The organism is Parasalinivibrio latis, from assembly GCF_036825535.1.
GTDB classification, from domain to species: Bacteria; Pseudomonadota; Gammaproteobacteria; order Enterobacterales; family Vibrionaceae; genus Parasalinivibrio; species Parasalinivibrio latis.
Genome location: NZ_CP098813.1, coordinates 701,846 through 722,903, shown reverse-complemented (window position 1 = coordinate 722,903; position 21,058 = coordinate 701,846). Strand labels below are relative to the sequence as shown.

The window sequence follows — 21,058 nt, the reverse complement described above, 5'->3', positions numbered from 1 at the left end:
TACGTTTCACTCATCATCCTTTGACTGCGCCGGCAGTGAGACCCGATACAATCCTTCGCTGGAAAACCAGCACCATCACAATGAGCGGAACCGTCACTATCACCGAGGCAGCCATAATGGTTCCCCACGGTAATTCGTACTGGCCAGCCCCGGAAATCAGGGCGATAGCTACAGGCACGGTTCGCTGCTCATTGGTCAGGGTAAATGTCAGGGCGAAAAGGAACTCGTTCCACGCGGCAATAAAGGCCAGAAGGCCCGTTGTCACCAGGGCCGGCCACAATAGCGGCATCAACACCTTGGTAATAATTTGCCATGGCGAAGCGCCGTCGACGATCGCTGCTTCCTCGAGTTCCTCCGGTAACTGCTGCATAAAGGTTGTCAGTACCCAGACCGTAAAAGGCAGGGTAAAAATCATGTACGCCAGAACCAGTCCGGGCATGGAGTTATAAAGCCCAAAAGCGCGGATCAGCTCAAACAAGCCGGACAGCACCGCCACCTGCGGGAACATCGATACCCCGAGAATGGTTAACAGCACGATGTTGCGTCCCCGGAACTTGATTCGGCCGAGCGCATAGGACGCCGTCACCCCAAGCAGAAGCGACAGCGCGACAACCGCGGTTGAAACCAGAACCGAGTTAAAGAGGTTGCGTCCAAATGAGCTGCCCTCAAAGACCTGGGCGTAGTTGGTAAGATCAAAAATCACCGGAATATATTCCACGCTGAACAGCGCAGACCCGGATTTCAGTGATGTCAAAATGGCGTAGTAAAACGGGAACACTGAAAACAGCACGATGACAGTGACCAGAAGCCAAAAACCCACTTTCAGATACCAATTGCGGGGCATATCAGCGTCCTCCCTGTTCTAAGTTGTTGCGTCCGGCATACAGATACAGCACCGTCAACATCGCAACGATAAGGAACAGCAGCGTTGAGGCCGCAGAGCCGTAACCCACATCCTGGAAATCCACCAGGTTCTGCCTTGCATACACAGACATCGACATGGTGTCTTCGTTGCTTGGCGTCAGCACGTAGATAAGGTCAAACACCCTCAGGGCATCCAGCGCGCGGAACACCACAGCGACCATGATGGCGGGTGTGATTAACGGCAGCGTCACCTTGAAGAAAACCCGGACCGGGTGGATACCGTCTATTTTCGCTGCCTCATAGCAGTCAGACGGCAACATCTGCAACGCCGCAAGCACCAGGAGCGCCATAAACGGCGTGGTTTTCCACACGTCCACGGCGATAACCACATTGAGTGCCAGGTCGGAATCCGCCGTCCAGGCTATCGGGGCGGCAATAAAACCCAGTTTCATCAAGAGGTCATTGATCATTCCGAACTGGTCGTGAAGCATCCAGCCCCACATCTTGGCTGAAACAATCGTCGGAATCGCCCAGGGCACCAAAACAGCGGCACGTACAATACCCTGCCCCTTGAACTTGGTATTGAGAACCAGTGCGACAACAACACCGAGAATGGTTTCCAGCGAGACGGAAATCACCGTGAAATACACAGTGTTCCATACAGACAACCACCAGGCCGGGTCAGTCAGGATCCCGTACCATTCACCGTCGTCATAGAACAGGTAATTGTCGAAACCGATAAACGACGCATCACCTGATCCGTCAAGGCTTGCATCGGTCAAACTGAACCAGAGGGTTCGAAGCAAAGGCCAGCCGGCAACAAGTGCCAGGGTGACGAGCATAGGCAGCAAAAACATCCATGCAGCCCGCACCCTCCGTCGCGTCATTGAAGACACATTTTCCCGCTCATCGCGGTGTGTCATTACTGAAGCTTTTTCCATAACACATCCCTTTCGCAATCAGGAGGCCGCCTGAGCGGCCTCCTGCGGGCTTACCAGCGTCCACCCCTACTCAGACGCTTCAATTGCTTTTCAAGGCCGCTAAGCGCCGTATCGGCGTCTTCTTTGCCAGAAAGCACATTGTGTGTCGCATTCCAGAATGCATTGGAGACCTGGTTATAGCGGGCTCCGGTTGCAGTGGACGGACGAGGGGTGCCATTTGCGAAAGTGTCATAGAGGTTGCCAAAGAACGGGTTGGCGTTAAGCACTTCTTCATCGGTGTAGAGTGAAGCAACGGTTGGGTTGTATGACCCGACGATTGCACGGCGTTTCTGCTCCTCTCGTGACGTGAGGTGCATAACGAGATCGGCAGCAAGATCCGGGTGCTGGGAATATTTGGAAACAGCGAGCTGCCAGCCGCCCAATGTCCCGGCGTGGCTGCCGTCTTCACCGCCTTTGGGCAGAGCGACCACACCGATCTTACCTTTCACCGGTGAATCACCGCTGTTACCCAACGACCAGGCATAAGGCCAGTTACGCATAAACACCGCATTGCCTGACTGGAATACACCACGAGCCTCTTCCTCGGCATAGTTGAGAACACCCGGAGGAGAGATGGTATTCACCCAGCTTGCCGCCTGTGTCAGGGCTTCTTTGGCTTTATCATTATTGATGGTGATCTTGCCGTCTTCATCAACAACAGTGCCGCCGTTGTAGGAAGAGATCCATTCCAGCGCGTCACACGTCAGACCTTCATACGCCCTTCCCTGCCAGACGAATCCCCACATTTTATCATTCCCGGCCTCACGTTCACCGGCCTGGATCTTTTCAGCAGAAGATGTCAGTTGTTGCCAGGTTGTGGGTGGTTTCTCTCCGTATTTTTCAAGGAGATCTTTGCGGTAGTAAAGAACGCCCGCATCAGTAAACCATGGCATGGCGACCAACTGGCCCTTGAAGGTGTTGTTTTCTACGATCGCGGGGAAGTGTGCATCCTGGGCGCCATTTGCCGCATTGGACAGGTCGATAAAATGATTTCCGAGGATCCCGGGCCAGATAACATCAATCTGGAATACGTCGATATCCGTTCCGCCTGCTGCCAGCAATTGCTGGTAAAGTGCCAGACGCTCATTGGTCGAATTGGGGGTGGTAACCACTTTTACCGTATGACCGGTCTTTTTTTCCCACTCCGCAACACCTTCCTTGCAAAGCTGAAGCTCCTGGCCAACAGCACCGCAGGAAATCGCCAATTCAGCCGCCCACGCAGAACCGGAAAACGCTGACAAGAGTGCCAGCGCACTTAGTCCATATTTCATTTTTTGCTCCCTTCTTTACGTCTAAACCAATCGTTCACTCAGTACCAGCGTGAAGCAGGTACTTCGAGTGAGATCAGTTGATTCTCTTCTGGCTTTATAGAATTTACTGTTGCCTGACCATTGCGGCCCAGTAACCAGCCCAGCGGAATCGACGAATCCAAGGGAATGTCGAGGTAGCGGTGATGGTATGCCTCTGACGTGGACATGGCATTTGCCCCCTCCCCCGCCTGCTTCGCCACACGCAAGAGATGGTGCCAGCTCTGGAAACCCAGCAGCCGTGAAAATTGCTCTAGTACCTGCATGTGACTTTTTCCGGACGAACGGGAAAGGCGCTTTGCTTCACGCTTCAGTGTCCGGATTTCAGCTTTGGATATGGAGGGTGTCTTCGTAGTCATAGTCTGGACCCCAATTGGCAGTTATGGTGGCCCACTCACACGTACCGCAATGTCGCAGTGACTGTATGACACGTTCTGTATCAGAGGATTGAAAAGAGTAGTGCGTCAGCTTTGCCATGTGGGCGGCAGGCACCTACCAGTGCCTTATTGATAAGCTTAATATTGCGTTAACAATATTTCAACAACTAATTTCGGAAGAATTTGTACGTCTACGCATACAACAAGGGCCAGTAGAACACCGGCCCGGAGGAAACTGATACCCAGAAGGTTAAGTTGTTAAGACTGATGGCTTCAGTTAGGATATTCAACGCATCAGCATGGCATCAAGCGCCGCTGGCAACTTCATCCAGCACAGCCATCACCTGCGGACCTAAATCCCCGTCACAAACCTGCTTACAGACTTTTCGGCGCACTGCCAGGCCGGAGATCAGGCGCTCAATAGACAGATGCTTGTCCTGTTGCAACGCGTTGTAAGCTTCCACCGTTTTGCTCAGGGTCTCATATGGCACCACATCACCATCTACCCTCAACCAGTCCAATTTGTCCACCAACGATTGGCACTCTTCTGAAATTGCCCCGGCAGGATGCCCGGTCATCACAGACAATGCAGTGACACTGCGCTGGAATGCTTCCGGTGAGGTATATTTCGACAGGATGATCGTCAGTTCATCAGCATTGATTTCCACCAGGTGCTTTCGCTGTTTCACCCGACGGCCAAGACGGCCAGATCGTTTTTCTTTACGCTGGATCGGTTCAAACTCTCCATCGATGATCTCGGAAAGATGATCAAGGTCTTGCTTGGGTATGATCTCATTCCGCAGCGGGTTAGGCAGCGTTGGTGCCATGGAACGTTTGCCTTCGTTGTACATTTTAGCGCGGGAGAACCGGATAACTTCATCCACATTGCACTTGATATCAATTTGATAGTCCGGATTGCGCTTCTCCACATCCATGTTGTAAAGCGTCAGGTGGTAACCCCAGAGGTTTACCGCAAAGACTTCTTCACTCTGGCGATCTTTGGCGAGTTTGCGAAGTTCCCGGATCAGATCCGATGAAAAACGGCGCCATTCAATATTCCTGGCCAGCTTCTGGTTCAGTTCGCTGAGTGTCAGGCTGTCTTCCAGACGGCGAGACATCCGGCTTCGGAAGAAGGTGTACAGCTGGAATACAAGTGTATGCTGACGCAGGATTTCCGGTGGAAACAGGAAGTAGTAATCACGAGTCATCAGTTCTTCAAAGAACGACGGTTCCCAAACCAGGATATACAGGTTGGGCTTGATCCGGATTTCACCGTCATCCCCTTCCCTTGGTGCTTCATCCGACGCAGTAATCGTACGGGCTATAAACCTGAACCGGTCACTTTTGAACCCTTCCGGCATGTTCTCGCTAAGCCATCGCCCGGTCAGCTCATGGAGCTGGAAATCCGTAAATTCAATACGGTCGATACTTTCCCTGATGGCATCCCGCGCAGGGCCACTGTCTTTCTTGCCCCTTAATGCAAGGATATCGGTGATGTAGACCGGCGTTTTGTTGCCTATAGTCTGGGTTTGCAGTTGGTATTCAGGCAAATGATGATCGTGATACTGCACCGTAAGTGTAAACAGGGCAAACAACGTCATCAGATCGTCTACGGTCATGATCGATTTGGAAGATCGAGTTTCAATGATCGCCTTGGTGCCACTGATTGCCACCATCGCTTTCTGGTAGCTTTTTTTGGTACGGGGTGGCGCCAAAGCTTGATCAATAATACCGGCCCAGCTGGTAGGGGCGATAAGGATCTGATCTTTCTCGTCAGGCATGGATGGTGGTGTTCCCAGGCCATGCTCAGAAAGCAGGCGACGGTTGACAACAGTCTGTGCCAAAGCCTTGGAGCGTTTTTGCTTTTCCATCACCCGGGAGTGTTCTGACTGCAACACCGCACTGCCCAGCGTTGAGACCAGACGACTGGGATTCACAAATCGGTGAAGCATGGTTTTCCCGGCCAGGCCTTCTTCAAACTTCACCGGTTGCTGTTCAAAAAGCCCAGTCTGAACGGCTGCACGCAGTCTTTGTTGGATCGCAGCTCTTGTCAGCTGCCCTTCGGTAGCTTCCACCAGCTCCGTTGTGGACACTAATCCGTCTGTAGAAGTCAGGCCTTTGAGTGAGATTAGGTTGAGCAATTCAAGGATGCTTCGGGTTACCCCTTTAAAATGTTCGTATTGCGCAAGCCAATCCACCAGTGCTGGATGTACTTCAAACAGGTGGCCATCCTTGTGTGAGCGGGGGGCCTTAATCAGTATTTTTTCCTGCGACTTGTCGTCACTCATGTACAGCTCCGGGGTTCATCCAGCAGTATCGAGATCACACATCCCGTATATTTGACATATTTCCGAAAGACTATACGAAAAACAATGATAAAGAAAGAAAAAGAAGATCTTTTTGTTGGAGGGGCTTTTTAACTGATCTTTATGTTTAATTTGATCTATATGATTATTTTGATCTTATGATCCGGGCAAAGAAAACGTCGTAACTCTTTGTTTATTAATTAATATTTTATGCACAGACTTGGAAGCATGATCATGCCTTATGGGGAAGCATGATCATTAAAGCCACGAAACGATGATCAAACATGGCCCGAAACAATGATCATCAACAACCTGAAACATTGATCAACGAAGCATTGGACTGATGATCATGGACATATAACAGCTTATCCACAGGTTAATATTTTTCTTCTATCCTCATGCACTGCAAACAGCGTTTGAAAGCACGGAAAGATGATCAAGACAGCGGTATTTTGGCATCCTTTCTTGAAAATTTTAACGGGTAAAATCAACTTTTCTCCAGGTTGTTGAATGATTGACCAAAATCCGTCTGACAAATACAGTAAATCCGCGAGCTGTTTACATGCGTCCGGGAGTCGTAACGATGATCAAGGCTATCTAGTTGCATTTCGATCTATTTTCTTTTGGTCTAAGCGCGAAGCCTGTATCGTTCAGGTACGGATCCAGGATCCTCTCAGACCGCACTCTATCTGCAATCAACCGTAATTCAGACACCTCTTATCATAGTTCCGGGCCGTTACTCGGGTTTATTGCTTTAAAACCCTTTCCTTGATCATCGTTTCGTTTGATCTAGCGAATGAGCGAGTACAGATTGTTTAATTTGTTGTCGTATCCAGCCCTTGATCATATTTCCTGATTTCAACTGTAAACCCGGATCAATGATCAAGTGATAGGGGCAGAAACATGATCAAGAGCTTTTATTTCGCTACGCACTCTGGGCGATTGCTTCGCCTCATAATGGGAACTCGAATACTTAGATCGTTGGTCCAGAACAATGATCAAGGAACGGACCGTCATTTTCTGCTCCTCTTGCTGCTCCCCTACCCTGTTCTTTGGGGTAACTGCCTACCCTAGCTACATGCGATCCTGACAGTTTTGTTTTATGGTGGACCGACAAATCGGTTACGTAGGTGCAAAATCCATTAAACTGAAGCAATATTGACCTTTTTCTCAGCGGTCGAGAGCTGAAGGAAATCGAAAAGTCATCGTCCGTAAGTTAGCCGTCATTGATCACGTTTCCGAGAGTGACTTCGATGTGTGAAAAACGCTTAGCGGGATTTTGGTCATCTTTAGATGATTTACATTGTAAATAGGTGACGCTGTAACACTTTAAATCTTTGGAGTTTGTTAAGGTCAAACACCATTAAAAATATCACCACTAGCGTTGATAAAATGCACAATTGTGTAGCATGTCAAATAATTCGGCAGATGTTCAGCTTTTTATTGTTTGGGTAGTGAAATGCTGTACAATCACTTGCTAATGACTCAGTTAGGTGAATTGACGAATGAAAAGGGAAAAGACGATTGATAACCTGCAAACACTTGCCGAGGTAACGAAGCAGGTTCAGGCAGACCGCATTGAAATCGTGATGGAAGAGCGTCGCGATGAACTTTTTCCACCTATGTCCAAAGCGTTGATGGAAACCCGCTCAGGATTAACGCGCAGAAAGCTGGACGAAGCCATTAGCCGTATGGAAGCTGAAGGCCATCAGTTCACCAAGAATAACGCGAATCATTATTCTATTACGCTGGAAGAAGCCCACCAGATTATGGAAGCTGCTGGCGTGCCGGCATTCTACCAGAGCAAAAAGGGTGCTGACCTAAAACCATGGATTGTAAATATCCAGAATCAAAAGGGTGGTACCGGTAAGTCTATGACAGCGGTGCATATGGCTGCATCCTTGGCACTGAATCTTGAAAAGCGATATCGCATATGCCTTATCGACCTCGACCCACAGGGTTCGCTGCGTCTGTTTCTGAATCCTCAAATCAGTGTAACTGATCAGGAAAACATCTATTCGGCTGTTGATGTGATGTTAGGCAACCACCCTGGAGACGCGGATCAGGAATTCCTGATGAAAAATGTGTTGATGCCGACACAGTACCCGAATCTCAAGACGGTTGCTGCATTCCCTGAAGATGCCATGTTCAACGCAGAAGCCTGGCAGCACCTTGCCCATGAACAGTCTTTGGATATTGTCCGTTTGCTGAAAGAAAGGGTGATAGAACCCATTTCTGACCAGTTCGATATCATTATGATTGATACCGGTCCACACGTTGATCCCCTGGTTTGGAACGCCATGTACGCTTCCAATTCGTTGATTATCCCTTGTGCGGCGAAGCGCCTTGACTGGGCATCAACAGTAAATTTCTTCCAGCATCTGCCGACTGTGTATGAAATGTTTCCTGAAGACTGGCATGGCCTTGAATTCGTTCGCTTGATGCCTACCATGTTTGAAGATGACAACAAGAAGCAGGTATCCGTTTTAACGGAGATGAATTACTTATTGGGTGACCAGGTAATGATGGCAACGATTCCCCGCAGTCGTGCATTTGAAACCTGCGCGGACACCTATAGCACCGTTTTTGACCTGACCACCCAGGATTTCGAAGGTGGCAAGCGGACTCTGTCGACTGCTCAGGAAGCCGTTCAACGCGCGAGTTTGGAGCTTGAACGTGTACTTCACAGTCACTGGCCGCAACTGAACCAGGAGTAACAGCCAAATGGCACTGAAAACCTCAGAACTAAATGCCCGCCTTTTTGCCAAGGCAGATAAGCGCCGTGCAACCACTGTTCAGGAAGCTCAGCAAGCCGCGACGGACAAAGCACCTTTTATCGAACTGGCTATTGCCGGTGAAACAACGGTATCTTTTGAGCTTGTAAGGGTTCCTGCTGCTGATGTGACTTCTCGCACCCAGGTGTTTGAAGAAAATGCTCGCGAGCAGTCATTCCTTAACGAGATGGCGCTTTCAGATATTCTGGTGACGTTGAAAAAGTCTGGGCAACAGTACCCAGCGGTTGGTCGTTGGCTGGAAGACGGTCGAATAGATGTCCTGGATGGAAGCCGACGCCGTATGGCCTGTATCGTTGCAGGCCAGGACTTCCTTGTGTATGTGGGGAAGGGGATCAGTACCCGACATGCCAAGTATCTGTCTGATGTTGCCAATGCGCATAAACCACTCTCGCTTTATGAGCGTGGTAAAGAGATGCAGGCGATGCTTGACCGTGGTGAAGTCGTTGATCAGAAAGATTTGGCTAAGGTTTGTAATTGTAGTGAATCTTTGGTGAGTGGTGCGCTGAAAGCAGCCGCACTCCCGCTGGAATTGCTGCAAGCGTACCCTAGTGTTGCTGAATTAGGTCGCCCGACTATCGTAAAACTGCATAAGCTGTTTTACTCTTTAGAGGAAAATCAGCAATCAGGATTGCTCAAAAAGTTGGGTGAAGGAAGTGCCCCCTTCTGGAAAGCAATGCCTTCGCAGGGAGTGAGCCGGATCACCCGCGATGTAACCCTGGATATTGAGTCTTGGTGCGCGATGCAAAAAGAGCCTGAGACAAAATCAACAAATGTCGAAGAGCTGGTTGCGGGAAATGCCAGCTATAAACGCAAAGGGCAGTCTCTTTCAATCAATATCAAACAGCTTTCCGAAGAGCATGCCAGCGCCATTTTGGAATATATCCAAAAGACGTTAGGGTAATATGAAATTTAAAAGGCGCCTCCGGGCGCTTTTTTTATACCAGCCGAAAGGCGTTAATCCCTGGGAGCTTTGATTTTTCACCCCCTTGGTTTGTATCCTGTTACTATCTTCTTTCACTCTGTCTTAATTCCTAAGATCATGCCAAACACCTTTACCGAACAATATACCCGGCTAAAACGCATTCTGAAAAAACGTAATATTCGAGGCTTGGTTTGTCTTTCCGGCACACTGAAATGGGCTGAGTCAATGTTACCCAATGTGAAAGATACCGTTTTGGTATCGTCTGAGCCACTTGCTTACACCTGTTTTATGGATGGTGTTTCGTGGGCGAAAGTAAAAAGCTATCTTGGCCGGGAGCTCAATGATGTGGTTGTTGATGCTTCGCAGGGGTTCGATGCGGAAAAGTTTTCGGCATTGGTTGGATGCTTGAGGGGTGGGTGTACGCTGACGGTGGTGATTCCAGATCGGTTACCGCAAACCCCATTTGAAGCCAGATTGTTCCGTATGTTGGTATCCTACTCGAATGTCGTTGCCAAAGAGAGCTCGGGTGAAAGTTCACTGGAACTGCCTAAAACCGATGATACTGAGCAAGGGGACATAAAAACACCCTTTGTCGGAGGAATGACGAAAGACCAAAGTCAGGCATTTGATGATATCTGTAAGGTTGTTACCGGACACCGTCGTCGCCCATTGTTGATTACTGCTGATCGCGGGAGGGGCAAGTCTGCGGTGCTGGGTTTGGCTGCTGCATCCCTGATGCAAACAAGAGCTATGAAGGTGATTGTCACATCTCCTTCACCGGCAAATGTGGATACGTTGTTTGCTCATGCGCTTTCTTCACTCGGTGAGGAAGCCGTCACCAAGAAACTGGTTGTCGAACACGGAAGCTCATCACTTTCATTTGTCGCACCGGATGCCCTCCTTGAGGGGATTCCCTATACCCCCGATTTAGTTATTGTTGATGAAGCGGCAGCTATCCCAGTCCCCATGCTTGAGCAAATGCTGCAAAAATTCAGCCGGATCTGTTTTTCCTCAACAATTCACGGTTATGAAGGAACGGGAAGGGGATTTGCCACTCGTTTTATTCGTTCCCTGGATGAAAAGGCTCCGCAATGGCGGCGGTGCCAACTCAGCCAGCCGGTACGCTGGGAGGAGGGCGATCCACTTGAGCAATGGCTGTTTAACTTGATGTTGCTTAATGCCGAGCCCGATGAAGTCTCAGAAGCCCCCTTAACGTATAAAAGGTTTGAGCCAGGCCAGATTGCTGAAAATGAGCAACTGTTGACGGGCTTGTTTGGCTTAATGGTAAATGCTCACTATCAAACTTCACCTAATGACCTTGTCCAGTTATTGAATGACAGCAACACTCAAGTGTTTTGCGCTTTGCAGGAGGGGAAGGTAGCTGGTGCTGCGGTGGTGCTGAGCGAAGGAGGACAGGAAGAGGGATTGGCTGAAGCTGTCTGCGCCGGAAAAAGGCGTATCCGTGGTCACCTTCTTGCCCAATCTCTTGCTTGCCATACAGGATGCCGTTCACCTCTTGTAGAAAGGGCGGCGCGGATTCAGAGAATTGCCGTGCATCCTTCTTTGCAGAATTCAGGGATAGGCACTCAACTGGTGCGAGAGATAGAGCTTTCTTCTAAACAACAAGGGTTTGATTATCTTGGTACCAGCTTTGGCGGCACAAAGAAACTCTACCGGTTTTGGGAGCAATGCGGTTTTAAACTCGCTCGAATTGGTATCCAACGTGATGCTGCAAGTGGGACACATTCACTTCAGATGCTTAAAATGCTCAACCGCTGCAAGTGGTTTGTTGAGATCAGGGAAGCGGCGGTGGTCAATTTCCCTACGCAAGTGACCACTGCTCTAAGCCGTATGGAACCGTCTATGGTGGCTGAGCTCTACCGAGATCTTGGTGAGGTGAGAAATGTTCCTGAAATCTGCAGTAAACAGGTAGATGCCTTTTCAAAAGGAGCGTTGAGTTACGAACTGGTATCCGGGAGTTTAGTGGCCTGGTTTACTGCGAGGCTTCAATCAGGGGAATCAAACTACAAAGAAAACTGCCCCTCAGCAAATCTCGCGATTTCAAAAATACTATTGCTTCATAACTGGCAAACAATCTGCTATCACTATGGTTTTTCCGGCCGTAAACAGGCTGAAGCAGCACTCAGGTCCTGGGTTGCTGAGGAATTGGCTTAGTGCCTTTTATTACCAAGGAGAGTTGTATGAAATTCGTGGTGGATACGCATACTCACACCACAGCCAGTGGACATGCTTACAGTACAATTTTAGAAAACAGCCTGGCAGGGAAAGAAAATGGACTGTCACTGCTTTGTATGACAGACCACGCATCCAGTATGCCTGGAGCTCCACACAATTGGCATTTTGGCAATCAGTCAGCCATTCCCCGCTTTCTGCATGGTGTAGGTATCATTCGTGGTATTGAAGCGAACATAATAAATGAAGAAGGTGAAATTGATGTTCCAGAACTTCTTTTCAGTTACGTTGACTGGATCAACGGAAGCCTTCATGAGCCCGTTATTCCACCTACTGACAAACACTCACATACAAAGACGTTGATTAATACAATCCGGAGAGGTGAAATCCATGCAATCGCCCATTCGGGAAACCCTAATTTTGACTTTGATTTTGAAGCGGTCGTTGCAGAGGCTGCCAAACACAAAGTTGCCATTGAGATAAATAACGCATCGTTGTCTACTACCCGACATGGTAGCGCGCCGCGCTGTGAGGAAATTGCGGCACTTGCGAGGGATCTTGGCGCCTATGTAACAACCGGTTCGGATGCACATTTCGCTTATGCGGTTGGGGAGTTTTCAGCAACTCAGGCGTTACTTAAAAAAGTTAATATGCCGGAGGAGTTGGTTATTACCTCCTCTCCGGAACGATTCTTATCTTTTCTTGATGAGAGGGGAGGGGAGCGAATCAATGAGTTTGCACATTGGTATCGCGATTAATCCCAAACATTGAACCCGTTTGGTTATATTCCTCAAAAAGAAAAGGGCATCTTATGATGCCCTTTCTGGCAAATTGGTTAAGCTGTTGACTACTTATCGGTAGTTTCATCGAGCCATTCGCCAAGCTGAGTGCCTTTATCTTCAACCCAGTCTGCGGCTTTTCCGGATTTGTCTTTAAGCCAGTCTCCGGTAATCTCGCCTTTTTCTTCCATCCATTCCTGACTTTGTTCAGCCTTTTCCCCTGCCCATTCAGACGAGCTTTCGTAAGTCCCTTTAGCCGCAGAGGCGACATCTTCACTCAATACCTTTGCACTGCTTTTGACTTTGTCCCATTGAGAGTCTTGGGCCATTGCCGGAGTACTAAGAAAGGCGGCTGTCAGGCCTGCGATAAACCACTTACTTAATGTCTTCATCTTATTCATCTCCGTTATGTCCAAGGCGTAGAGCATTTTATCATGAAACTATAACGTAAGGATGAGTCGGTAAAGTCAGAGAATTGTTCAGAATGATAATCGTGAAATTGAAGAGGATTTACAGTGTAAATTCACCTTGTGGTGCCCGAAAATTAAGAAAAGAACGGTAAGACGATAATGTTCTCAAAATACTGATGTTTCATGTGATGAAACACGAATATTTAATCTTTATAAGATTTATCCAAGGTTCTTTACGCTAGTATAACTTTTGATTCTTCTTTGAAAACTGTCGAGGATTATGCAAAGTGCGTCGGAAGTAAATCCTGGTCGAAAACTGGATAGGCTGATTGTCTTAGCGACAGACGGTCAGTCTGTCATGCTTAATGCTGTGGGAAAGCGTGACCAGAATGAGCCAGATGTTACCGAAGAACAAGTAGTGAATTTTCTTCTCAAGCTTAACGTTGGGCATTACTACATTAAGCGAGACGTTCTTATATCGGCATTAGCCTCAGTTAACTCGGGCGGTAAAGAATCAAAGGCTCAGATATTTACTATAGCTGAGCAACGGGATGCAAAGGCTGTTGCAAAGATGTCCGCAGATAAAATGCGGGCAGAATTGCGGGTCTCAGCTCCTTATGGAGGCAAGAGCATTTCATGGGAAGATGCGCTGGACGCACTCAAACTTGCGGGAATAACCGCGGGTATTCAACGGAAGGCACTCGAAGCCTTACTATCCAAAGCTAAATTTCTTAAAGCTGGTGAAGAAGCCACTGCAAATGTGGCGTTTGGAAAGCCTGCGTCTAACGGTAAAGACGGTAGGCTTCGCTATCTTAAAGAAGACGCCGCAAGCCGGGTACTTCAACCCAAGGAACGTAGCGATGGCACCGTAGATATGAAGGACCTCGGTGATGCAATTACTGTAAAATCCGGGGAACCTTTGGCGATCATGAGCGAGGAAACGACCGGCGTTGACGGATACAAAGTTAACGGAGAGCGTCTTCCCTCTGTCCCAGGTAAGCCTTTAAAAGTAAAGTTCTATGATGGCAGCGTCCTCAGTGAGAACGATCAACGCATTATTGTCTCTACACGCGAAGGAATGCCGATTCGCCACCCCGATGGTGTGGAAGTTGATGATGCTTTGGTTCTAAAGGCGGTCACCCCGACAACCGGACACATTAAATTCTCAGGAAGTGTCGTTGTGCGTGGCGATGTCTCCCCTGGGATGAAAATTCTTGCATCAGGCTCAGTAACCATAGGTGGAACAGTAGAATCTGCATCAATTCGTGCAGGCTCAGATATTGTTGTACAACATGGTGTAATAGGAAGGCACCGGGAAAACACACCAACTTGCCAACTGGTGAGCGGTGGAAGCATTGTTGCTAATTTTGCTCAGTTTTCCTCACTCAAAGCTCAGGACAATATCCATTTGAAACTTCACGCCTGTAATGCCTACATAGAAGCAGGTGGGAATGTTGTCATCAGCGAAAAACTGCGTAAACAAAGCGGAATTTACGGAGGGATGGTAAAAGCGGGTCTGGGAGTTGTCACCTCGTTTTTGGGCGCACCTGCAGGGACACCTACAGAGGTTTATGCATACTGTCGCTATCAGGAATTCATAGATCGCTTAGAGGCGTTGGAAACGGATATAGAAGCGTCTCGTGGGCAACTATCTAAAGCTATCGAACTTCAAAGAAAGCTGGAACGCATTCCCGAATCAAAACGCCCACCTGATTTATTTGATAAGATCTTCGTTACCCGTCAGCACTACTCTGGAATCTACGAGAACCAGAAAACTGCTCAAGAAGGACTTCGGGAAGAACTTAACGAAGGTTACGGCCTATACGACATTACTGTTACCATGAGGCTTTACCAAGGCGTTCGCTGCTTTGTCGGCAAGCATAAACTGAGTATCGACTCTGAGCACGGACCCAGTAAGGTAAAAGTTCGGGAGAATGAAATTCTCCACGAACCTCTTCGATAGCTGGGTGCTATTCAACTCTCCGAGACGTTTTTATTAGTTCTGGTTCTAATCCATAGAACTTATTCCCGGTATTCCCTTCAATTTACACTGTAAACCCTTATTCGGCAGTGGTAAGGCGACGCATTGGTTGCTTGTTTTATGCCAGCTTTCGCTGGCGGTATCCGTTTATTGGACAGGGAAAGGAATTCTGCTGCATCCTTTATAAGTTAACAGTAAAAGCTTATGAATAAGGCCAATCTGCATAATCTGAAGATAAAAAAACCGGGATACTAGACCCCGGTCTTAGCTCGTTTCTTTATCAGGATTTTTGCTTGTCAAATACAAACCCTTGGAAACCATCAACGTAGAGTTCAGAAAGCTGTTGAAGCTGTTGTTCTGTTTCTACTCGTGTCGCAATGGTCGTTATGCCAAGGTTATTCGCAGTGCGGCTGATGGAAGAAAGCAGCATGCGCTTGTCTTCATCGTTAATATCTGCCGTATAAGCAAAGTCAATTTTGACATATGACGGTTGGAAATCTTTGATGTAGTCCAGGGACTCGAAGTGACGGCCGTAGTTATCCACGCCAAACCCAAAGCCGAGACGCACGATACTGTCGGCCAGTAAGCTCGCGTTGTCTTGGTGATAAACGAACACTGATTCGGGAATCTCAAACAACAACTGCCCACTGAGGTTTTTAGCGTGTGACAATTTTTCGGTCAGCCAGCGCAGGAACGAAGCACTGGTTGAACTGGTTGTTGTCAGGTTTACTGCTACCGGGCCAACAAGTTCCCCTGAATTCAGCATCACCAGCAGGCGGGAGATTACATGGCGATCCAAATGTTCGCCCATCTTTAACTGCTCGATTGCGTTAAGGAACTGACCTGCACCGTAAAAATGTTCTCCCTTTTCAATGGCTGTAAACACCTCCCGATGCAGCGGACTGCGGTCCGAAGCGACTGCCGGCTGGTATTTGTAAACAAACAGGCCTTCTGAAATCGCTTCTTCCACCAATGTCTTCCACTGGGTTTTACCCATTACATTGGAGCTTGAAGTATGGCGAATAAGATGAAGCGGCTGAGCCGGATTCTGTTTCGCCATTGCCAAAGCATTGTCTGCTTGTGATAACAGTTTGCCGACGTCGGTTTGGTTATCGTTAGCGACCAGACCGATTGCCAGGTGTGCGTCTACATCCGCTTCAACGTGTGTGCGTAAGGTGTCCAGCAAGAGTGAACCAATCTGTTTCAGGTCATCGGCAGTGACACCCGGCAGGATCAGGGCGAATTCATCGCGGCCAATCCTGGCTGTAGTGGCTTCAGACAGGGAAAGGCTTGTATTAATACGGTTTGCGATAGAAGCAACCAAGGAGTCACCTTCCGCAAAACCCTTGTCATCATATGCCTTGTCTATTTGTTCCACTTTAATGAGAGCAATACCACCTTCCCCTCCATCGTGTACCCATGAACGTAGCTGCGCCATGAAGAAGTTACGGTTACCAAGTCCCGATACCGCATCTTGGTAAGCTTTTTCGCGCAGTTTTTCGGCTTCTTTAGCTTGTGCCTCAAAGTACTGCTGAAGTTTGGTAGACATGCTATTGATAGCTTGCACAACCGTACGAAGATCTGCTGTTTTAGGGAGTTCGATTGGGTTGCCAAAGCGGTTGTTCGCTATCTCTCGTGCACGATGGGTAATGACTTTTAAAGGACTGAGGGAATGTTTTAGTTGCAGTGCGATAATGAGTGCTGCGATCAGCAGTGTCAGGCCAAACCAACTGGCCAACTGTGTTGTGGCTTTCCACAGTTCCCGATAGGCAAAACCTGGATGGGAAACTACGGTGACTTCGGCCAATTGTAACCAACCGCTGGTGAGCGTGCGGTTTTCCTCAATTGCAGGAAACAGGTTCAGGTCAGTGAACCAGTGGGGAATACCGTCATAATTGACCGGATACTCTCGTACTATTTCTGAATTGTCAGCCAACATTTTGAGTTGGACTTTCTGGTAATACCCTCCATCAAACAATGCATTGATGACGGATTCGGATGCTATCTTGTCATTGCTTTCCAGATAAGGTGCCAGTGCCAGACCCATCGAGTTTACGGTGTTGTTTACCTCAGCGCTTTGCTGGGTTAACAGGAAATTCCGCGTGGTATTCAATTGCACACCGAACACAGCAAGCATTAGGGTCATGAATATGGCAAGCATCCATAAAAGTATCTTTCTATAAAGGGTCATAGTGCGTTATCCATCATAATTTCTGACCGGTTTCTTTAATTTCAATTTATCTACACGGGAGCGCAGGTCATTCCACAATCCCAGTCTGTTCGAGTTGCCGGCAAGTTGAGAAGTGGCCCCTTGTTCTTTAATGAGCCACAGCTTAGTACCGTTAAAGCTGTAAATTGGCACCAGGTCTCGTCTTTTCGACGCGAGTTTGATTTCAGGGTCGATATTGTCGAGAAGCAAAGGAACTGAAGATGGCGTGGGGTAATAAGCGACAACCATATGGAACTGGTTCAGTGATAAAGCCTTTACATAAACCAGGCGAAGTTTTTTGTCGTCAATGCCTAACTCCCTGAGGGAGTAATACTTGGCGATACTGAAGTCCTCACAATCCCCGGCATTGCTGCCGAGAAATTCCAGTGGTGTGGCCCAGTAGTCTTTCTTACCCCAAAGATCGATGTCATTGACGAAATAAAGTTGGTTGAAGAAAGTATTTATTTTTTCCAGCTTTTCTTTTTCGCTCAGGTTACTGGATGAATCAACGATATGACGCCACGCTGTCACCCGTTTACCTGCACGCGCACCGTAAACCTTCTCGACTTTTGCTACCCAGCGCAATTCAGTACTTGTCATGGCAATCCCGGCTGCAGATACCGCAGTCAAAATTGCCGTGAAAAGTAGTGATTTAATGTACCGGGGTTTACCCATGATGCCCCTTACTGTTCCATGTATGAGCCAGCAACGTGTACTCCATCAGGTGTTTGTCAGGAAACGATTTCAATGTTGTCTCAAAGATTGTTCGAAGATGTCAAATTATATACATCTGCAATGCTATCAGGCACGAAATTACGATGGAATTTATTGAATTTTGAAATCCTCTTTTTCGAGACAGTGCTTTCTCATTTTGTCGTAGAGCGTCTTCCTTGCCAGACCGAGTTCTTCCTGAACTTCTTTCAAACGGCCTCCATGCCGGGTGAGGGCATCCCGTAAAACTGTATATTCAAACTGCGATACGCGATCAGCGAGGGTGGTTTCTGCCGGGAGATCTGTCATTGCTGTTGCGTGTTCCCGGTTGAATGTTTCCCCAAGCAATATATGCCTTTCTGCGACGTTACGAAGTTCCCGGACATTTCCTCCCCAGCGGTGAGCAATAAGTTGAGATTCGAGTTCTGGTGGAATGTGGGGGACAACGAGCCCGTACCGGGAAGCCACTGTCCGGGTGAAATTGTTGTAGAGCGTGAGAATATCCTCTTTCCGCTCTCGCAACGGGGGAAGGTGAATTGGTACAAAGTCGATGAAGTCGAACAGCTCAGTATTGAACAGCCCCTTGTCAGCCTGAAGTTTCAGGTCGCTTTCACCTGATGACAGGATCCTGCAGGACAGAGAGTCTTTTTGTCTGTGGCTCTTTAATTGTTGGAGCAATGCTGACTGGTTCTGCGCTGTCAGTTTATCTATATCCGCAAGAAACAGTGTGCCGCCTTGTGAGGCACTGAATAGGTTATTGCTGCTTGCGACACCGGCAAAAAGGTCATTTTCGAGAGCATGGGAGCTGACTGACTGGCAATTGATTTTGACAAATGGGCTTGCAGCAGAACTGCTGTGGTCATGGAAAAAACGTGCTGCCAGAGACCGGCCTGTACCCGGCTCGCCATGGAAATGGATGGAAGAGGAACCGGTTTTCAGATGGGTAAGCACACGCCTGAGTTGCTTGATTGACGGGTCATTGCCCAAGATACGCGGACCGGGGCTGCTTTGTGCGGCCAGTTCATCACGGAGTTCCCTGTTTTCAAGAATTAACTGGCGCTTGTCTGCTGCACGTTTTACAACGTCTAAAAGGTGATCGGTCGAAAACGGCTTCTCAAGGAAATCGTAGGCGCCAAGCCGCATTGCTTCTACTGCGGTCGAAATATCTCCGTGCCCGGTGAGGACAATGACCTGAAACTCGTCATCTATTACCAATGCGCGGCGGAGGAATTCTATGCCGTCAATTCCCGGCATGTTGATGTCAGTGATAATGACACCGTCATATAAGCTTCCCAACTCCGTTAGCGCATCCTTGGCGGAAGCAAAGGCCTGAACGTCGTAATCTTCCAGTTCCAGGGTTTGGGAGAGGGAGTGGCGGATACTCCGCTCATCATCAATAAAAATGACGTTTCGGGTCATACTGATTCCTCATAATGGCCGGGAATGGTCACGATAAATTCCGCGCCACCGTTTAGGTGGTCTGCAACGCGTAACGAACCGGAAAATGCGTCCAGGATCCGGCGCGAGATCGTAAGACCTAGCCCCAGCCCATCCGGTCTGGTCGTGAAGAAAGGATTGAAAATTTGTTTTTTCATGTCGTTATCAATGCCTGGTCCGTTATCCCAAACATGGATGGAGACAGAATCCTTGTGTATAGAGGTATATATCCCAAGTTGCGGGGATGGTGTGTCTGAAAGCACATGGATAGCATTGGTCAGCAGGTTGATAATAACCTGTTCAAGCTGTACGGCATCTGCATAAACGTGGCATTGCTGCGGGATAGGTTCAACCTTGATGATGATACCGTGTTTGAGCATATTGGCTTTGGTAAGGTTTATTGCCGAAACAACAACATCATGAAGCTGGGCACTTGCTGAAGAAGCCTGGTGGGATTTGCGGGCAAATACCTTAAACCGGGCGATAATTTCCGTCACCATGGTGTTGAGCCGGACAATTTCCTTCAGGTTTTCTTCAACCAGATCGTACTTTTGCCGGGACATCGCTTTAATCCCGTTTTCGGCATACGTTCTCATGGCGGCCAGCGGCTGGTTGATTTCATGGTTTATGCTGGCTGAAAGTTCCCCCAACATTGCCAGTTTTGCGGCCTGGATAAGCTCGTCTTCCGTAGACTTCAAAACTTGTTGCGTCTGGTCGTATTGCTCGAGGGTGATTCTGAGCCTCTGGTTGGCATTCTGAAGGGATCGCGTCCTTTCGGCTACTTGGTTCTCCAGTTGGTTATTCAGATCGGCCAGACGGCGTTTGGCGACGATTGTCTGGGTGATACTCAGGCCAACCAGGGCAACCAGGGCATAAAATGTGGCAAACAAAGCGGATACACCAACCACGGTGCCATAGATCGTCGATGTGGGTGTAAACCCAACTAAAACCCATCCTGCACCTTCAGCAGCACGCGAAGAGGCGAGCATTGGTTCACGACGGTAGGTGTTCAGTCCCAGTGACAACTGGTGGTTGCCTAACAGATTTTCCAGTGAGGTTTCCGCGCTGAGGTAATTAAGTGGCGTGTCGCCATACCGGCGCGACGAATGTATCGCGTCTTTCTGCGCGGGGGTTAATTGTACCAGCGACTGGAAGAGCCAGTTTCCTCTGGAGCTGTAAAAAACAACACCGAGCTGATCGGTAATCGCATAATCGTATGACTGGTATTTCCAAACCTGTTCAATGATGGAAAGGTCCACTTTAAGTGTAATGACGCCTGTTATCTCACCCTTGTCATAAACGGGTGCAGAAAAATAGTACCCCCGTTTGTCTGAGCGGGAACCCAACGCATAATAGCGGCCAATCTGGCCAGCAATAGCCTGTTGGTAGTAGGGGCGATAGTTATAGTTCTCTCCAACGAAACTGTAAGGTTTGTCATAGTTACTTGAAGCTAATGTGGTGCCATCTTTATCCAGGAGGTAAAGCGTGTCGGCATCGAGTCGCTCTGCCCAGTCCTTCAGTAGAAGGTTGGTATCTCTGGCAAGCATGGCGTTGCTGGGAACTCTAAGTACGCGGAGAAGGCGGGGATCCGTTGAAAGCAGTTCAGGTATTTCGCTGAAACGGCCAAGCTCCGCCAGAATTTTTTCTTCCAGGCGTTCAACATCATCGGCAATTTTACTGATTTGCAACTGGCTGGTTTGGTGGTAAGTCACCGTTCCCACTGCTGCCGTTAAAACGAGGCCAACTATTACTGCGCCGGCAATTAAACGGGACTTGCGCAATGTACA

15 protein-coding genes are annotated in these 21,058 nt (G+C 48.4%); 5 read left to right on the top strand and 10 right to left on the bottom strand.

Annotated elements, in window-relative coordinates; genetic code table 11:
• Window positions 1-13 precede the first annotated feature (13 nt).
• The 5 genes from NF212_RS20325 to NF212_RS20305 all read right to left on the bottom strand — a co-directional run bounded on the left by NF212_RS20325 (window position 14) and on the right by NF212_RS20305 (window position 5,816).
• Window positions 14-844: a carbohydrate ABC transporter permease gene (locus NF212_RS20325; RefSeq protein WP_434362717.1), complete on the bottom strand. Its 831-nt coding sequence runs from the start codon at window positions 842-844 to the stop codon at window positions 14-16.
• A gap of 1 nt (window position 845) precedes the next feature.
• On the bottom strand, window positions 846-1,805 hold the full coding sequence (locus NF212_RS20320; RefSeq protein WP_434362716.1) for a carbohydrate ABC transporter permease: 960 nt from the start codon (window positions 1,803-1,805) through the stop codon (window positions 846-848).
• Between the two features lie 50 nt (window positions 1,806-1,855).
• Window positions 1,856-3,115 carry an ABC transporter substrate-binding protein gene (locus tag NF212_RS20315; protein ID WP_434362714.1) on the bottom strand — a complete coding sequence of 420 codons (1,260 nt, stop codon included), beginning with the start codon at window positions 3,113-3,115 and terminating at the stop codon, window positions 1,856-1,858.
• Window positions 3,116-3,153: 38 nt separating this feature from the next.
• Window positions 3,154-3,510: a hypothetical protein gene (locus NF212_RS20310; protein WP_157235455.1), complete on the bottom strand. Its 357-nt coding sequence runs from the start codon at window positions 3,508-3,510 to the stop codon at window positions 3,154-3,156.
• A gap of 323 nt (window positions 3,511-3,833) precedes the next feature.
• Window positions 3,834-5,816 carry a replication initiator protein RctB domain-containing protein gene (locus tag NF212_RS20305; RefSeq protein WP_434362713.1) on the bottom strand — a complete coding sequence of 661 codons (1,983 nt, stop codon included), beginning with the start codon at window positions 5,814-5,816 and terminating at the stop codon, window positions 3,834-3,836.
• 1,523 nt (window positions 5,817-7,339) lie between these two features.
• Here NF212_RS20305 and NF212_RS20300 point away from each other — a divergent pair.
• The 4 genes from NF212_RS20300 (at window position 7,340) to NF212_RS20285 (ending at window position 12,502) form a co-directional block, all read left to right on the top strand.
• Window positions 7,340-8,551 carry an AAA family ATPase gene (locus NF212_RS20300; protein WP_434362712.1) on the top strand — a complete coding sequence of 404 codons (1,212 nt, stop codon included), beginning with the start codon at window positions 7,340-7,342 and terminating at the stop codon, window positions 8,549-8,551.
• A gap of 7 nt (window positions 8,552-8,558) precedes the next feature.
• Entirely contained in the window at window positions 8,559-9,530 is a 972-nt protein-coding gene (locus NF212_RS20295) for a ParB/RepB/Spo0J family partition protein (RefSeq protein ID WP_434362711.1), read from the top strand.
• Between the two features lie 138 nt (window positions 9,531-9,668).
• Window positions 9,669-11,726 carry a tRNA(Met) cytidine acetyltransferase TmcA gene (locus NF212_RS20290; RefSeq protein ID WP_434362710.1) on the top strand — a complete coding sequence of 686 codons (2,058 nt, stop codon included), beginning with the start codon at window positions 9,669-9,671 and terminating at the stop codon, window positions 11,724-11,726.
• 26 nt (window positions 11,727-11,752) lie between these two features.
• A complete protein-coding gene (locus NF212_RS20285; protein WP_434362709.1) occupies window positions 11,753-12,502 on the top strand; it encodes a phosphatase in 750 nt (249 codons plus the stop codon).
• 89 nt (window positions 12,503-12,591) lie between these two features.
• Here the strand turns inward: NF212_RS20285 and NF212_RS20280 are convergent, their stop codons facing one another.
• A complete protein-coding gene (locus NF212_RS20280) occupies window positions 12,592-12,915 on the bottom strand; it encodes a hypothetical protein (protein ID WP_434362708.1) in 324 nt (107 codons plus the stop codon).
• A gap of 298 nt (window positions 12,916-13,213) precedes the next feature.
• On the opposite strand from NF212_RS20280, the gene NF212_RS20275 reads away from it, so the two are divergent.
• Entirely contained in the window at window positions 13,214-14,896 is a 1,683-nt protein-coding gene (locus NF212_RS20275) for a DUF342 domain-containing protein (RefSeq protein ID WP_434362707.1), read from the top strand.
• 298 nt (window positions 14,897-15,194) lie between these two features.
• On the opposite strand, the gene NF212_RS20270 is transcribed toward NF212_RS20275, so the two are convergent.
• The 4 genes from NF212_RS20270 to NF212_RS20255 all read right to left on the bottom strand — a co-directional run bounded on the left by NF212_RS20270 (window position 15,195) and on the right by NF212_RS20255 (window position 21,052).
• Complete coding sequence (locus tag NF212_RS20270) at window positions 15,195-17,060, bottom strand: bifunctional diguanylate cyclase/phosphodiesterase (RefSeq protein WP_434362706.1); 1,866 nt, start codon at window positions 17,058-17,060, stop codon at window positions 15,195-15,197.
• 51 nt (window positions 17,061-17,111) lie between these two features.
• Window positions 17,112-17,723 carry a transglutaminase-like cysteine peptidase gene (locus NF212_RS20265; RefSeq protein ID WP_434363030.1) on the bottom strand — a complete coding sequence of 204 codons (612 nt, stop codon included), beginning with the start codon at window positions 17,721-17,723 and terminating at the stop codon, window positions 17,112-17,114.
• Window positions 17,724-17,948: 225 nt separating this feature from the next.
• Window positions 17,949-19,253 carry a sigma-54-dependent transcriptional regulator gene (locus NF212_RS20260; RefSeq protein ID WP_434362704.1) on the bottom strand — a complete coding sequence of 435 codons (1,305 nt, stop codon included), beginning with the start codon at window positions 19,251-19,253 and terminating at the stop codon, window positions 17,949-17,951.
• The gene (locus tag NF212_RS20255; protein WP_434362703.1) at window positions 19,250-21,052 is read right to left on the bottom strand and encodes a sensor histidine kinase; all 1,803 of its coding nucleotides are present in this window, start codon (window positions 21,050-21,052) and stop codon (window positions 19,250-19,252) included. The genes NF212_RS20260 and NF212_RS20255 overlap by 4 nt, the downstream gene beginning before the upstream one ends.
• Window positions 21,053-21,058: the final 6 nt, after the last annotated feature.